This is a genomic window from Weizmannia acidilactici, assembly GCF_008974185.1.
Lineage (GTDB): Bacteria > Bacillota > Bacilli > Bacillales > Bacillaceae_C > Weizmannia > Weizmannia acidilactici.
On sequence record NZ_BKZP01000010.1, the window covers coordinates 83,959 to 99,419 of the forward strand.

Sequence of the window (15,461 nt, forward strand, 5' to 3'; positions counted from 1 at the left end):
TCATTAAATTTGTTGCTTGTCCGGCACCTGTACCGTTTTGGCGCGGACCGGAAATTTCGATTTCCTGCCGATGCAGTAGGACAAAATCGGAGTTTTATAGAAAATGTACGCAATCAGCATGGAAGAAAAATAAACAAATAAAATGCCAAACGGCAGGGACCCGTAAAACAGCCATTTGTTTCCAGCCAAATGAGGCATCATGTATTTGCCCATCACATATAAAGAAAACGGCTGCACCAAATACATGCCGAACGAGGTTTGAGAAGCTGTCATCACAAAGCAGCTGAATAGCTTCCACTTCCTCTCTGTGCGCCGTTTTGCCCACAACCTCCCAAGATACAGTACGAGCGCCACCACAAGGAGGGCCCATGGGAGATAGACCGGCTGGTGCACAGACTGGGCTTTATGGTCGCTTTCATGCAAAATAAAGCGGTTCAGGTAGTAATGGATCCACATCATGACCAAACTGGCACAGAATATGCTTGTTAAAAAACGAGCATGTTCTTCAATAAATTTGACAATTTTATCGTAATGGCAGGCAGCAATTCCCCCGGCAATAAAATAGCATTGGTACGTCAGCACAAATACGCCATAATTCGCGAAAAGATAAGGCCAATGGGAAGTGTCCAGATGAGGTATTCCAAACTTGAAAAACGCTGTCATTGCAAGCTGGAGATACGCGCTCCAGAGAAAAATCTGCATGTGGTATTTTTCGAATTTGCGCAAACCGTGCAGCATCAGCGGAAAGATCATGTACAGCTGCAGCGTCACCAACACATAATAAATGTAAAACTGATCTCCGTGGATCAGGGAAACCATTAAAGTTTTTACAAAGTTGAAAAAAGACCCGTGCAGATTTATCGAAGAAGCGGCACTTCTAAAAAGAATATAGGCAATATTCCAAAATACATAAGGAATCATCGTGAAAAACAGGCGTTTTTTCCAAAAAGCCACAGTTTGGAAATCGCGCCGGTAATACGTTATAAACAGCACCAGCCCGGTAATAAACATAAATGCCATTCGCATGACATGCATGGAAGAATGCACGGCGGACATCGCAAGAAATTCCACTGTCCAGTCTTCCAACCGGCTGTCGTAAATGGACATCGTGTGGACAGACAGTACACAGAGCATAATGAAGCCGCGCATAAAGTCGATCTCATATAAATGGATTTTTTTCAAAGAAAAACATTCCCCCTTTTCTTTTATTGCCGGCTGACTTTTCTTCTACTTTAGCAACGTTTTCTTAATTTATTATTAATGAACCAATTGATTCTTTAAATCTTTATTGAGAAAGTTCAAATAGGAGGTTTTCAAATCCGAACAATATATGTTATTGACTTTTTAATATTCGTATTTTATGCTTTTGTTATCTATAAAAAACTGTAAGCATAAGGTTTCAACTTCAAAATAGCGGGAATATAATTATGTAACTGTTTTTTAATTTTATAAAGTATTAGACTTTTTAAAGTTTACAAGTATAATAGTAATAACCTTTTCTTTGTGCATTTTTCTTACCAACCAGAAAGGAGCGATCATCTTTGCATCAAATTGACGAAAAGAAAACAAGCCGGCTGGCATTGCAGGAGGACATGGATTTTCTCGCCGGCTTGTTGGACAAAGTCATTTTATTTGAAGGCGGCGAAGACCTGCTCAACATTATTACCAACATTCGCTCCCTTGCGCAAAAAGCGAGGGAAACAGGAGACCAGTCCATTTACCTTCAATTAAAAAATGAAATTACTACCCTTAAACCGCCGCAACGGCAGGAAGTGATCCGCGCTTTCTCCACCTATCTGCAATTATTCAACATCGCCGAACAAAATTTCAGAATTAAGCGCCGGAGGGAATACCAGTCGGAAGATACGTACCAGGTTCAGCCGGGTTCTCTGGAAGACGGCATCGAAACGCTGCAGAAAGAACATGTGCCTGCCGATATGGTCGCAGAGATGTTGGATACTTTATCGCTTGAACTGATTATTACGGCACATCCGACGGAAGCAGCAAGGCGGACGATTCTGAAAATCCATAAACGCATTGCGGACCTTTTAAAGGCGCTTGAATTTGCAAGCACGCGTTATGAGAAAAAAGTTATTGAAGAAACGATTTTTAATGAAATCACCATTCTTTGGCAGAGTGCCGAAATCCGAGAAAAGAAACCGACTGTTTCGAATGAAGTGGAAAACGGCCTCTATTATTTTGACAACGTCCTGTTTGACGTCCTGCCGCGAATCCATGAAGATTTGGAAGATTACCTGTATGAAACGTATGGGCAGCGTTTCAAAGTCCCTCCCTATCTCCATTTCGGGTCATGGATCGGCGGCGACCGCGACGGCAACCCGAACGTCACCGCAGATGTCACTTGGAAAACGCTCGAGATGCAGCGCGAACTTGTCTTGAACAAGTATAAAAAATCGCTCCGCATGCTCAGGGAGCTGCTCAGCCATTCGTCCAAAAAAGTCAACGCCAGCCCTGCCCTGCTCGCATCTGTGGAGAACGAAGAAAAAGGGATGCGGGTTAGTGATACCTGGCCGACAAAAGATGAAATTTACCGCAGAAAACTGACGATCATGCTGCATAAACTTGAATGCATAGAACATCACAAAGGCGGATACCAAACCGCAGAGGAACTTCTGGCCGATCTGTACATGATCCGGAACAGCATCAGCCAGCACCATCCTGACGGCCATCCGATTAAATTGCTCCGTAAAGTCATCCGGCAGGTCGAGCTGTTCGGCTTCCACCTCGCTTCGCTTGATATCCGCAACCACAGCGGTGAGCATGAAGCGGCGCTTGCCGAGGTACTTTATAATGTTAACATTGCCGCAGACTACAAAAATCTGCCAGAAGAGGAAAAAGTACAGGTGCTTTTGAAAGCATTAAACGATCCGCGGCCGATGATTTCCATTTATGACACGTTTACACCGGAAACACAGGAAGTCATCAATACATTCCGGATGATCAAACGCGCCCACCAAACGTTCGGCGAGCGCTCCATACAAGTTTATTTGATCAGCATGGCGCACTCGGTCAGCGATGTGCTCGAAGTGCTTGTGCTGGCAAAAGAAGCCGGCCTGTACCGCGTGTACCCGAACGGGGAAATTTTAAGCGAAATCCATATCGCCCCGCTTCTTGAAACGATTGAAGACTTGCGGAACGGCCCGAAAATGCTCGAGACTTTGTTCCGGCTCCCGGTTTACCGGAACCATTTAAAGGTGCGCAACAACCTGCAGGAAGTCATGCTCGGCTATTCCGACGGCAGCAAAGACGGCGGTACGCTCACCGCGAACTGGCAGCTGTATAAGGCCCAGAAAGAAATCCACGAAATGGGCGCCAAATACGGCATCAAGCTGAAATTTTTCCACGGGCGCGGCGGTTCTCTCGGGCGCGGCGGCGGCCCGCTGTATTCGAGCCTCTTGTCGCAGCCTCCGGTCACGCTCGGCGACGGCGTCAAAATCACCGAACAGGGTGAAGTGCTGTCATCGCGGTATTTGCTGCGTGACATTGCCTACCGCAGCCTTGAGCAGGCAACATCCACGATGATGGTCGCGATTGCAAAACAAAAACTGAACGAGAAAAAAGGAAAAGCGCCGAACGAGGAAGCTGTCCGGGCTATGGATAAAATTTCGGAATACGCCCTTGAAAAATACCAGGCACTCGTTTTCAACGACCCGGATTTCCTGGCATATTTCAAAGAAGCAACGCCTTTGAACGAACTCGGCAAACTGAATATCGGCTCACGGCCGATGAGCCGGAAAGGGAGCGCACGCTTTGAAGACTTGCGCGCGATTCCGTGGGTGTTCGCATGGACGCAAAGCCGCCAGCTCCTCCCTGCGTGGTACGCGGCCGGCACGGGTTTGAGCAAATATGTGGAAGAAACCGGCAATTTGCGCCTGCTCCAGCAAATGTACGAATCATGGCCGTTTTTTAAAGCAACGATCAATAACCTGCAGATGGCCCTGATTAAAGCCGAGCTCTTGACAGCTGAAGAATACACGAGGCTCGTGAAAGACCCGGCCGTCGCAAACCGCATATTCGGCCTGATTAAAGAAGAATACGAACTGACGAAGGAAATGGTGTTAAAAGTCGCAGGCCAGAAAGAGCTGCTCGATTACACGCCGAACATCAAAGAATCTGTCCGCCTGCGCAATCCATACGTTGACCCTTTGAACTTGTTCCAGGTCTATCTCATCTCGCACTTGCGCGAACGCGAAAACAACGACGAGAAAGCGGAAGACTTGCTGACGGAAGTCCTGCTTACGATCAACGGCATCGCCGCAGGGTTGAGGAATACGGGGTGATGGAGAGTTCTCAAGTTCCTGATCCGGAGATCCGGCTTAACGCAGAAAAGCAGTGCGGTTTTGCCAATGGCAGGCCACACTGCTTTTTTTAATGTTTCTGCTTGGCTGCCGCATCGGACAAAGGATTATAATTTAAAAGTGTTAAAAACTTCAGTAATTATTGTATAATAGGGACAAATAGCAGGACTGGGGGCGCGCTTATGTCGACAGGCATGGTTACCGTTGTACTTATATTTTCTGTGCCCATTATCGCAGTAATTACAAATTTTTTTAAAGACAGGCAAAAGATAAAGTTGCAAGTGTTGGAAAAAGAACTGGAACTGGAGAAACTGAAAAACGAGAACTTTTTGTTAGAAGCAGAGAAAATGAAATTAGAATTACAGAAAATGGAACTGGACAGGCCTAAGGAGGAGTGGGTCGAGAAATGACCTGCTTTGCCTTAGGTTTTTTTATTGTTACAGGCAAAAAACGATGGATATTGCTTCATAAATTTTCTCTGTTTATTCAAGATTGTTAAGCAAAACCGCAATCGACATAAACTACAAAATCCATACTTTTCTTTTATGGAAGCAATGATAATTTTTCTGTATGAGGGCGCTTGGAAGAACCTGGGCTGGCAACGCAACCGGCCATCAATTGGGGGAATTTACATGAAGTGGATTCATTTCAAAAAAAGCCCCGCACTCCTACCCAAGGCTTGATGGAAAAGGCGAGGAAGATGAATGTTTCAATTGTCGCGTTTCGTTAGGTGAATCATTGAAAATCTTCTGCAATTTCAAGACTGTTTGCTTCGGGCAAAATGATTTAAAAGAAAAAATGATACAAGTCATCGAAGGTTTGGCTGCATTCGTACAAAATACAGAGGCGTTTGTAGAGTCCTTTAAGTTTCAATATCCAGCAAGTAAGTGGATGAAAGCGCAATAGAAAGCAGCCCAGCGGACAAGTATGACAGCTGCCAATACCAAAATTGGGTAGAAAAAGCTAAATCAGTCGATTGGAATGCGGAAACAATCGCTGCATGGACGACAAAAGAAAAGTTGGATATTATCCAAAAACAGGGCAAGTCCTCCTGAGAAAAGAAGGATATGATCCTGTCCGTAAATGATATTGCCGAATAAACAAATTTTGGTTTCTTTAAATTCTGCCATTGAAGTAGCCCGTGCAGGAAAGCATGATAGAGGTTACGCAATCGTCTCGCAGGAAATCAGAAAATTATCTGTCCAAACGATGGCCGATAAAGTCCAAACCATGCTTTCCGATTCCAACCAATATAATGTCCAGGTGGAGGAATTCCCTAAAGCAAGCATCGGTTGCTGTATCCTTTAGCCGACAACTGAAGCTACAAGCGAATCTTTTAAAAAGATTATAGGTTCAGTTGAAAAGAACAGCAAAACTGTGCTACATGACCAAAATCAATCGGCCGCGGTGATATGAAGGGGTATCCATTCTTTTTGTGCTAAGGAAAGATACTGATACAACTATTAGTAATTTCTTATCCCTTTTCTCTCACATTCATATGATCCACGAACTTAAGCAGGGAGCAACTAAGCATCCGGAAAAGATACTACTGCCGGCATATATTTCAATCCACGCCCCCAAGTAGGGAGCGACAGCAGCTTGTCGCCAGCATGGCAGCATTTTTCGACATTTCAATCCACGCCCCCAAGTAGGGAGCGACACTTCTTACCGGAAAATACAGTTCAGGCGCTTGGTATTTCAATCCACGCCCCCAAGTAGGGAGCGACACAAGTCCAAACGGGCTCTTTTGGTACGGAAACAATTTCAATCCACGCCCCCAAGTAGGGAGCGACTCCGGCACCACCTTTCCCCTTTTTCAGTTAATTTATTTCAATCCACGCCCCCAAGTAGGGAGCGACGCGTTCGCTAAATCTCTGATGACGGGCATTATCGATTTCAATCCACGCCCCCAAGTAGGGAGCGACGTTACGGTAGATACAAAGGGACGCGTAACGGCCGATTTCAATCCACGCCCCCAAGTAGGGAGCGACTATTTACGTTTTCGATATACAACCTCGCGGACCGATTTCAATCCACGCCCCCAAGTAGGGAGCGACGATTAGTACGGACGGCAGCGACGGCGGTTGTACCTATTTCAATCCACGCCCCCAAGTAGGGAGCGACCAAATGCGAAGCATCCGGCGACATTAACAAAGAAATTTCAATCCACGCCCCCAAGTAGGGAGCGACTGAGCATGGCTGTATATAATCGGACATACTCCGATTTCAATCCACGCCCCCAAGTAGGGAGCGACATGCAAACGGGCGGTGGATGGGATGAAACTAAATATTTCAATCCACGCCCCCAAGTAGGGAGCGACTTTGCTTGTCAAAAAACTAAAAGCATTAAAAGGAATTTCAATCCACGCCCCCAAGTAGGGAGCGACCGAAACAACGTTCATGATGTCCGTTATTTCCTTGTATTTCAATCCACGCCCCCAAGTAGGGAGCGACTATAACGAACACCGTCCGCATAAAATCCGAAATTAATTTCAATCCACGCCCCCAAGTAGGGAGCGACGACAAGTTCCTGGTCGATATTTGCGACATGGTAAATTTCAATCCACGCCCCCAAGTAGGGAGCGACGGTTAATGATCATAAGGAACGCTTATCAATAGTAATTTCAATCCACGCCCCCAAGTAGGGAGCGACTGGGAAATGATTGCGGAAAGTGTTATTAGTGGAATTTCAATCCACGCCCCCAAGTAGGGAGCGACAGGAATTGTCTTGTCAGATGGTACTTTAAATCTTATTTCAATCCACGCCCCCAAGTAGGGAGCGACTGATGAGGCATTACTAAAAAGAGTATACAAGACTATTTCAATCCACGCCCCCAAGTAGGGAGCGACACAGGAAAAGGTAAGCGTGCATTTTGTCCAACATATTTCAATCCACGCCCCCAAGTAGGGAGCGACATACATCCGGGAAGAATTGGAAGCAAATAGAAATATTTCAATCCACGCCCCCAAGTAGGGAGCGACTGGGGGGTATTTTACGCAAAAAATAGGCATGTATATTTCAATCCACGCCCCCAAGTAGGGAGCGACGGTGATCAAATAAAAGTTAAAGAGGCTAAAGGTATTTCAATCCACGCCCCCAAGTAGGGAGCGACATGCCATTACGGGATCTTTTTAATTACATGAGAAATTTCAATCCACGCCCCCAAGTAGGGAGCGACAATTTCTTCCCTGCAAATATATCTAGCTTCTTGTTATTTCAATCCACGCCCCCAAGTAGGGAGCGACGGTTATAGCTTCTAATCATCCAACTATGACTAATATTTCAATCCACGCCCCCAAGTAGGGAGCGACTGCATCACGCGGTTATAAAATGCAACCATTTTTTATTTCAATCCACGCCCCCAAGTAGGGAGCGACTGGTAATGCGCAACAAACAGCAAATACTGCTCAAATTTCAATCCACGCCCCCAAGTAGGGAGCGACAAAGTTTTGGGAAAAATACCCAAACGGACGTATTATTTCAATCCACGCCCCCAAGTAGGGAGCGACGATCAAGCCAATATTGTGCAGTGTTTCCTGCGCTATTTCAATCCACGCCCCCAAGTAGGGAGCGACCGAATGACTAACGAATTTTTCTATTGCTATTCGATATTTCAATCCACGCCCCCAAGTAGGGAGCGACGATGTATAATATCGTCGGGACTGCTTACGAATCTGATTTCAATCCACGCCCCCAAGTAGGGAGCGACGTTTAATCAAAATCAAGTTAATATATAGACACCTCATTTCAATCCACGCCCCCAAGTAGGGAGCGACCGGAAATGGGATCATGCGTTCCGGTAAAGTAGTATTTCAATCCACGCCCCCAAGTAGGGAGCGACACGGAAACACGCGACATGAGGGAGTTACCGGAATATATTTCAATCCACGCCCCCAAGTAGGGAGCGACGCAGGAAAAGGTGAACAAACTGCAAAACAAAATATTTCAATCCACGCCCCCAAGTAGGGAGCGACTTGATTAACGGTGTTTGGTGTGGATTTAAAAGCAATTTCAATCCACGCCCCCAAGTAGGGAGCGACAAAGTTTTGGGAAAAATACCCAAACGGACGTATTATTTCAATCCACGCCCCCAAGTAGGGAGCGACGATATACTTTAGTTAAGTTAAATAATAAATTAAATATTTCAATCCACGCCCCCAAGTAGGGAGCGACGCCACATTTTTCTGGATCCGGCCGGTGCGCAAGAAATTTCAATCCACGCCCCCAAGTAGGGAGCGACAAAAATGCCAACCAAAACAAAAGTAAACCCGATTATTTCAATCCACGCCCCCAAGTAGGGAGCGACTTTAGAATGCTTTGTCATTGATGGCGATTTCATATTTCAATCCACGCCCCCAAGTAGGGAGCGACATACATCCGGGAAGAATTGGAAGCAAATAGAAATATTTCAATCCACGCCCCCAAGTAGGGAGCGACTGGGGGGTATTTTACGCAAAAAATAGGCATGTATATTTCAATCCACGCCCCCAAGTAGGGAGCGACATGAACATTGAACAATTAAGGAATGCTTGGATTATTTCAATCCACGCCCCCAAGTAGGGAGCGACATTCTAAACTAGAAGCCGACTATTTTATCATGCTGATTTCAATCCACGCCCCCAAGTAGGGAGCGACGCTGAAAAGGCACTCCTAGGAAGCTTTATGAAAATTTCAATCCACGCCCCCAAGTAGGGAGCGACTTACGGAGGTTGATGAAGTATTAAAAACAAGGGTAGATTTCAATCCACGCCCCCAAGTAGGGAGCGACTCGGCAGCTGTATGAGCTATCTTTAAGCGAATTGATTTCAATCCACGCCCCCAAGTAGGGAGCGACGGATGGTGTGACGTACAAAACAGCCAAAGAAAAAATTTCAATCCACGCCCCCAAGTAGGGAGCGACACGAAAATGGCCATGAACACAAGAAATTTAAGCACATGATTTCAATCCACGCCCCCAAGTAGGGAGCGACCCACGCTGTCGAATACACTGCTGAAAGATACAGCGATTTCAATCCACGCCCCCAAGTAGGGAGCGACAGCGCTTTGTAATGAAAAAGGCTATTGCTGGGCGGATTTCAATCCACGCCCCCAAGTAGGGAGCGACATGGATTGACCATGGATGAAAGAATCGAAAATCATATTTCAATCCACGCCCCCAAGTAGGGAGCGACAACTAACAGTTTGACAAATCGTATTAGTGATGCAATTTCAATCCACGCCCCCAAGTAGGGAGCGACGTATCGCAGAAAAAACACATCGCTTTTAAAGGCATTTCAATCCACGCCCCCAAGTAGGGAGCGACGTTTGGCGGCGGTGTTGGAAATCAAATTTTAGATGATTTCAATCCACGCCCCCAAGTAGGGAGCGACAACTTGTAGCTGGTCAGGGCTGCGAGCACTAATTTATTTCAATCCACGCCCCCAAGTAGGGAGCGACGAAGTATTGAAAATGGCTAATATTATTCTAAACGATTTCAATCCACGCCCCCAAGTAGGGAGCGACGGCGAATTTTAGACAAAATAACCAAAATTATTGCTTTAAATCAGTTAAAATTCACTATTCCCTTTGCAAAAGCAAAGAACGTTATCCTGATTTAACCATAATCTTGAAATTATTGGTTAATAAATTGGTGCGAAGCTGCTCGGTAATAAATGTGCGCTATACCTTCGCACTAGAATATCAAGGGGCCCTCTAAATCCAAAGATGGTTTTGCACCAACGTGGGATACTTTATTTTTGTAGTTGTTACCCAGCTGATAAAACCTTAGACTATCTTCTTTAGGATCAATGATATTTGCTAGTTCGATCTTTAAAGAAGCAAATTGCGTTGCGTCCACAAAACATTCAAACACTGAATTTTGCACACGTTGCCCATAATTTTGGCAAATCTTCGCTACTTTTCTTAATCTTTTTTGTCCTGCACCCGTCAAAGTACTAACATCATAAGTGATCACAACAAGCAATACAATTTCACCTACTTCCACAGAAAAGGCGGATACTCGTCCAAATCCCCTCTTAAATAGCGTGCCAACAATAGCGCTTGCGCATGGGGTACCAATCCCCATGAAATCTTCTCTCCTAGAAATGGATGAGTAATCTTTTCCTGTTTTTTATTTTGCCAGGCTTTCAGAAATTTTGTCCGTGCTTCGTTTGTCATAATAACTGTCCCATTTTCTTTTTTTATAAAATCATCTTTGTTGAGCACCTTCATATTAATCATGGAAAGAACAAAACGATCCGCATACACTCCTCTCAATTCTTCCATTAAATCTAAAGCCAGGGATATCCGTCCCGGCCGGTCACGGTGCATAAATCCCACGTACGCATCAAGACCGACACCTTCCAGAGCAGATGCCACATCATTCGCAAGCAAAGTATAAGCAAAAGACAACATGGCATTCACATTATCCAGTGGAGGCCGTCGTGAACGGGAATGAAAGAAAAAATCTTCTTTTTGCTGCAAAATCATCTGATTAAATAATTTATTGTAATTGATTGCCGCTTGGCCTTCCAATCCCCTTAACTCTTCTAAACTCTCACACACTCTAACTTGTTTAATTATTGATGATAGGTATTGAGATACTTCTTTAAATTGGGCTACATCAATACGCAAAGGATAATCCCTCGTCATTCTTTCGAGCATCCACTTGTGGTTATATACTTTTCCGACTATAAAATTACGGGCAATTCGAACAGAAGCTTTTTCATCATCAGACAGCCGATATTGTTTTTTTCTTAAAACAACATTACCTCTGCTTTTGCCGATTACTCTTGCCAAAAAGCGTCCATTCATCGTAAAAAATATTAAGGAAATATTCCTTTCCGCACAGTAGCCCATCAAAGCAGGGCTTGCACCAGTATAACCAAAAGCAGCGACTGCTTCAAGATTATGCAAGGGTAGCCTCCCCAATTGTTCCTTATCTTTCGAAAGTACAATATTATCACCGTCCAAAGACAGATAAACATCTGGCTGCGTAATAAATAATGTATTCAAAAGTTTTTTCATTCAAATATCTTCCCTTCTATATAACTTTTTACAGATCGTTTGCGCATGATATTCGGCAAACATAAATTTTGAAGGGAACATTGATTGCAGAAAGAGCCTGTTTTTACTTTTGGTGTATGTCGGCGCTGATAATAATCCTGCATTTCAGCTGCTATTTTTCTCACCTTATTTTTTTCTTTCTCGGAAATCGGCACCTTAATCCGATGCTTGATTTCATTGTAAAATATATAGCCTTTGTCGATTTCGCATACCAGCATTTCTTCCAGGCACATCGCCTGTGCAGCCAGTTGCAAAATATCGGAATCGTTCTTTTTTGGTTTGCCGCGCTTATATTCCACCGGATAAGGAATGTACTTGCCTTCATTTCCAAAGATTTCTACACCATTATCATTTTTTACAAACTCGACGACATCACATATTCCAGTGAATTTTAATTCATTTGACTTAATCGACATGGCACGGACAATCAGTTTATCCCCGCGTTTTTCCCGGATAAAGGGGCTATCCGTTTTACGATGGATATTTTGCCCCTCAACTGTCCTAACATTTTCCTCCCAGGATTGTTCAATGTGAATGAGCGCCCACTGCCGTTTACAAAACTGAAAATGCTGGATGCCCGACAACATAAGGTAATTGTCTTCTTCAAATTCCATCGATTACTTCAACCTTTAAACCTTCTAATTCGTTTAAAGTAATCGAGTAATCATTGATAGACTTAGGATTATCGGCAATCGGTGTGACTTCTAACAATCGATGCACTTTTGCGGATGAATACTGGCCGAGCTTTGAATTATGTTCCCACCAGTAAACTTTGTGGACTTCCATGCTTCCCTCCGGACGTGCCGAAGAAGCGTCGTTTTCAAATAAGGTTACTAATGCTTGTTTAATTTTTTCTGCATCTTCACTTGTAAAGCCTGTTTTTTCCGCTAACTGGGTGTTAATACTGCCGTAAAATACATACACGCCAAAGTCTACGCGGTGTTTCATCCCCATCGTGTCGGATCCCCTGTCTTTACCAGGTTCCGAATTCACGCTTTTTGTGATTTGCATACTCGTAATATCGATCGGTGACACACTTGTGGCAGTATGGATCGAAACAGGTCCCCTTATTCCGACAGATACACCCTTATTTCCTGAACCTTTAAATGCAAAAACCTGGCCAAAACTGCGGACATCGATCCATTCTTTACATGCAATTGCGGCAAAAGCTTCACTGGATCCATCTTTAGATTTTAAAATATTATTTAGTTCCGGGTTGGCTTCTGCTCTTTCTCTTAAACTGTTATAAGCATCTGTTTTTCTATCATTAGATTGGACAAAAATTGCTTCACCCATATCCTGGAGACGATTTCGTATTTTGCGTTTCAGAGCAACATCGGAAATTTCTCCATAACCATCATAGTTTTGGCGCGGGCGATTCCCATTTAACGGATCACCATTTGGATTTGCTTTTGTAATGGACAAAACGACTGCAAAATCAATTTTATGATCTAACGTTGGCATTTTTATATTCCCCCTCAATTAATTTTGTTCTTCAGCTGATTCAGAAGCATCGTTTCCTTTTTTCTGATACAAATCATAGCGCTGACTGTAAAAACCCAGCAAATACTTGCCAGATAAAGGCCTATCATTAAAATCCTCGAATTTAAGTTTGGATGCCACTTCATCGATTAATCTCGAATAATATATTCCTCTTTTTCCAAGCCTGACTTGATAAGGCTGCAAACTTGCCTGAATCGTGTTCCAGGTACGTTCCGGATGCTGTGCAAAAGCGTTCATATAGCGGATGGCATTGGTCGCACGGTTTTCACTGGAATCAAGAGCATTTCTTTCCAGTACATCGGCAATCGCAAGCAATCTTCCAAATAAATAGTCCCGATTATTATTTTCTTTATCTAGTGCCAAATTATATCCCTCCTCTTTATTAATTAAAGCGCATGCAATACTTAATGTTTTTTCCCAATCCCATTTTTCCATTGCAACCGGGTTGGAAGCACGGTGAAATGCACTTCTGACGATATCAGTTGGAATTTTCCTTCCTTCAACAATGCACGGGAGCATCCTTTCCATTAAACCCTTTACGATTTTGTCGCTTGCATTTGGGCCGTATGCAGCAAATGCAATGTCTTTCGTTGCAGGCGCACCGAAAAATGAAATTGGTTGATTGTTTTCATTCTTTCGATAGCGATGAAACCATACGCAAGTTGTATGCCATTTAACCAGATTTTCAAAATAGATTTCCTTGTCTAAATTCCGATAATAAAGAACGGCTAATCTGCCGGTTGTTGCCGAGTCTAAAACCAAAATATTAATATTGGATTCAGTTAAAAGGTTATTTTTATAACCGTCCAGTGCTTTTGAAAACTCTCTGGCAAATTCCTGATTTGTAAAACTAACCTTCTTTTCTTCTCCAAGCGCAAAAGGATCCAGGCTGGTTATATCATACGAATCTTCTGTAAATGACGGCACTTCATTCCCGCCGTTTTCCCAGACCAGAAAAACTCTATTATCAATAATTTTACCTTGCCTGTTAATCAGCCACTTTAGCGCATTGTGTGCTTTTTGCGAGGCTTCGTAACTAATGCTCGCTGCTTGCCTGCTTTCTGTAAATCTTCCTCTATACGTAAAACCGCTCGAATCATTGGCAGAAATCAGCTTTGCTTTATCCCCTGAATTCCTTATTTTATTGGCATGCCTTTCAGTAATCGGCAATAATTCACCCGTGACATAACAAAGATCCTGATCTTTTAAATAGCGGTTATAATATTTTATAAATGAATCGTACATCTCAGGGTCTTTCCAAATTTTTGTTAAAATTTTTTCCGGCGAATAAACTGTAAATCTTACGAAAGCACTGTCTATACTACCAGTAACAGTAGAATATAAAGGGGGCTTATTCCCGTATTTGCTGTCCCACTTTTCAATTAAAAGCCCTTTTTCATCCAAAAACAAAATTCCAGCTTCAACAAGATCATGAATTAACCGTTTCTTTTTCAAATAAATATAAATACTTTTTAATTTCGCGTTTCCATACTCCGAATTCGCCCATTCGCCCAGTTGGTAAATATAATAAGAAAAAGACTCTTCCTTCTTGATTTTCCCCCCATATGCAACAAAGTCTCCAGCAACATAACTGAGTTTATCATGCAACGGGTAAGGGGCTATTTTTGTACCCGAACGGCTGGATGATTCTTCGGTACATGGAATTAATGTAATGGCATCGTTTTTATCAATCACCCGGGCTGAGTGGAAGTCGCCAGTTTCAGTCACTTCCACTTCTATATGGGCGGTTTGCGTAGTATGGGAGATTGGAAGTAATGTAAATTCCTGACCGTTTCTTTTCTTTTCAATTTTCCCCACTTGATCCACATTCGCTTGATACGTATCATATAAATTCAATAACCAACTCATCTGCTCCCCCCCTCCTTCTCTAATTGTTCAAGAAGTTTATCTGCAGGCTCAACGTTGTTTTCATTAAAAATCTTCATGTCCATTTCAGAAATTTTTCGCACAAGCTTACATTCGTCAGGGCGAATGAAATGGATGACACCATTTTTCATGACCGGGTTCCATAACCGGACTTCCATTTCTTTACTGCCAGTTTCATCCGGATAATTGATGCCGTGTACCATCGTCCCTAAATACACTTCATCAACATGATCGTAATAGCCCCCACCTTCTCCGAATACGCAAGGTTCCACATAAGCCTGGCATTCACGGGCACCTAAAAAGATATCCCTCCTGCCGCCGGCTTTTAGGGAACGCTTAAGAATATTATGATGCTTGTTCTCGTCGCGGTCGAACGCCAAATCCGGCCTGTGGGGGTTAAAGATGAAATGTGCACGTACCTGATAACGAACATCTCTTAAGTAAGTATAATTCGCCAGCGTATTCCCCCCGCCGTATTCGATCGGCCGGACGCCTTTCGACTCCATCCGAATCGGATTCATGACACGCAAGTCATCGACAATCATAAGCAATGTGGGTTTCCAGTAAATAGACTCGACTATTCCCTTTAATGCCTGGTATGTAGGTACCTGATAGCTGAGCTTTTCCCCACCCATTTTTGTCAGTGGATCGGTGAACAGCGCATATTTCCCATACACTTCAAACTCAATGGAATTTCTCATTTTCCC

The 15,461-nt window shown here is 43.6% G+C and carries 10 protein-coding genes and 1 CRISPR repeat array; of the genes, 3 read left to right on the forward strand and 7 right to left on the reverse strand.

Features of this window, described 5'->3' with window-relative positions; genetic code table 11:
• Positions 1–3: 3 nt before the first annotated feature.
• Entirely contained in the window at positions 4–1,182 is a 1,179-nt protein-coding gene (locus BpJC4_RS06380) for an acyltransferase family protein (RefSeq protein WP_151681888.1), read from the reverse strand.
• A 410-nt stretch (positions 1,183–1,592) separates the two neighbouring features.
• Here BpJC4_RS06380 and ppc point away from each other — a divergent pair, with 410 nt between their 5' ends.
• The 3 genes from ppc (at position 1,593) to BpJC4_RS16900 (ending at position 5,627) form a co-directional block, all read left to right on the forward strand.
• A complete protein-coding gene (gene ppc / locus BpJC4_RS06385) occupies positions 1,593–4,301 on the forward strand; it encodes a phosphoenolpyruvate carboxylase (protein ID WP_172967528.1) in 2,709 nt (902 codons plus the stop codon).
• Between the two features lie 200 nt (positions 4,302–4,501).
• A complete protein-coding gene (locus tag BpJC4_RS06390) occupies positions 4,502–4,729 on the forward strand; it encodes a hypothetical protein (protein ID WP_151681970.1) in 228 nt (75 codons plus the stop codon).
• A gap of 673 nt (positions 4,730–5,402) precedes the next feature.
• Positions 5,403–5,627: a methyl-accepting chemotaxis protein gene (locus BpJC4_RS16900; protein ID WP_269467543.1), complete on the forward strand. Its 225-nt coding sequence runs from the start codon at positions 5,403–5,405 to the stop codon at positions 5,625–5,627.
• Between the two features lie 253 nt (positions 5,628–5,880).
• Positions 5,881–9,822: direct repeats of the CRISPR family, unit length 32 nt; unit sequence ATTTCAATCCACGCCCCCAAGTAGGGAGCGAC.
• A 169-nt stretch (positions 9,823–9,991) separates the two neighbouring features.
• Here BpJC4_RS16900 and cas2 read toward each other — a convergent pair.
• The 6 genes from cas2 to cas5c are packed head-to-tail and all read right to left on the reverse strand — an operon-like array spanning position 9,992 to position 15,455.
• Complete coding sequence (cas2, locus tag BpJC4_RS06400; protein WP_151681896.1) at positions 9,992–10,282, reverse strand: CRISPR-associated endonuclease Cas2; 291 nt, start codon at positions 10,280–10,282, stop codon at positions 9,992–9,994.
• An 11-nt stretch (positions 10,283–10,293) separates the two neighbouring features.
• Positions 10,294–11,325 carry a type I-C CRISPR-associated endonuclease Cas1c gene (cas1c, locus tag BpJC4_RS06405; RefSeq protein WP_151681895.1) on the reverse strand — a complete coding sequence of 344 codons (1,032 nt, stop codon included), beginning with the start codon at positions 11,323–11,325 and terminating at the stop codon, positions 10,294–10,296.
• Complete coding sequence (gene cas4 / locus BpJC4_RS06410; protein ID WP_151681894.1) at positions 11,322–11,978, reverse strand: CRISPR-associated protein Cas4; 657 nt, start codon at positions 11,976–11,978, stop codon at positions 11,322–11,324. The genes cas1c and cas4 overlap by 4 nt, the downstream gene beginning before the upstream one ends.
• Entirely contained in the window at positions 11,968–12,828 is an 861-nt protein-coding gene (gene cas7c / locus BpJC4_RS06415; protein ID WP_151681893.1) for a type I-C CRISPR-associated protein Cas7/Csd2, read from the reverse strand. The genes cas4 and cas7c overlap by 11 nt, the downstream gene beginning before the upstream one ends.
• An 18-nt stretch (positions 12,829–12,846) precedes the next feature.
• The gene (gene cas8c / locus BpJC4_RS06420) at positions 12,847–14,736 is read right to left on the reverse strand and encodes a type I-C CRISPR-associated protein Cas8c/Csd1 (protein ID WP_151697673.1); all 1,890 of its coding nucleotides are present in this window, start codon (positions 14,734–14,736) and stop codon (positions 12,847–12,849) included.
• Positions 14,733–15,455, reverse strand: a complete 723-nt coding sequence (cas5c, locus tag BpJC4_RS06425) for a type I-C CRISPR-associated protein Cas5c (protein WP_151697675.1) — start codon at positions 15,453–15,455, stop codon at positions 14,733–14,735. Before cas5c ends, cas8c begins: the two co-directional genes overlap by 4 nt.
• Positions 15,456–15,461 lie beyond the last annotated feature (6 nt).

Excerpts from the sequence above, each read along its gene's own strand:
- cas4 (WP_151681894.1), bottom strand. The coding sequence starts at position 11,978 with ATGGAATTTGAAGAAGACAATTACCTTATGTTGTCGGGCATCCAGCAT.
- BpJC4_RS06390 (WP_151681970.1), top strand. The coding sequence starts at position 4,502 with ATGTCGACAGGCATGGTTACCGTTGTACTTATATTTTCTGTGCCCATT.
- BpJC4_RS16900 (WP_269467543.1), top strand. The coding sequence starts at position 5,403 with ATGATATTGCCGAATAAACAAATTTTGGTTTCTTTAAATTCTGCCATT.
- cas1c (WP_151681895.1), bottom strand. The coding sequence starts at position 11,325 with ATGAAAAAACTTTTGAATACATTATTTATTACGCAGCCAGATGTTTAT.
- cas5c (WP_151697675.1), bottom strand. The coding sequence starts at position 15,455 with ATGAGAAATTCCATTGAGTTTGAAGTGTATGGGAAATATGCGCTGTTC.
- cas7c (WP_151681893.1), bottom strand. The coding sequence starts at position 12,828 with ATGCCAACGTTAGATCATAAAATTGATTTTGCAGTCGTTTTGTCCATT.
- ppc (WP_172967528.1), top strand. The coding sequence starts at position 1,593 with ATGGATTTTCTCGCCGGCTTGTTGGACAAAGTCATTTTATTTGAAGGC.
- cas8c (WP_151697673.1), bottom strand. The coding sequence starts at position 14,736 with ATGAGTTGGTTATTGAATTTATATGATACGTATCAAGCGAATGTGGAT.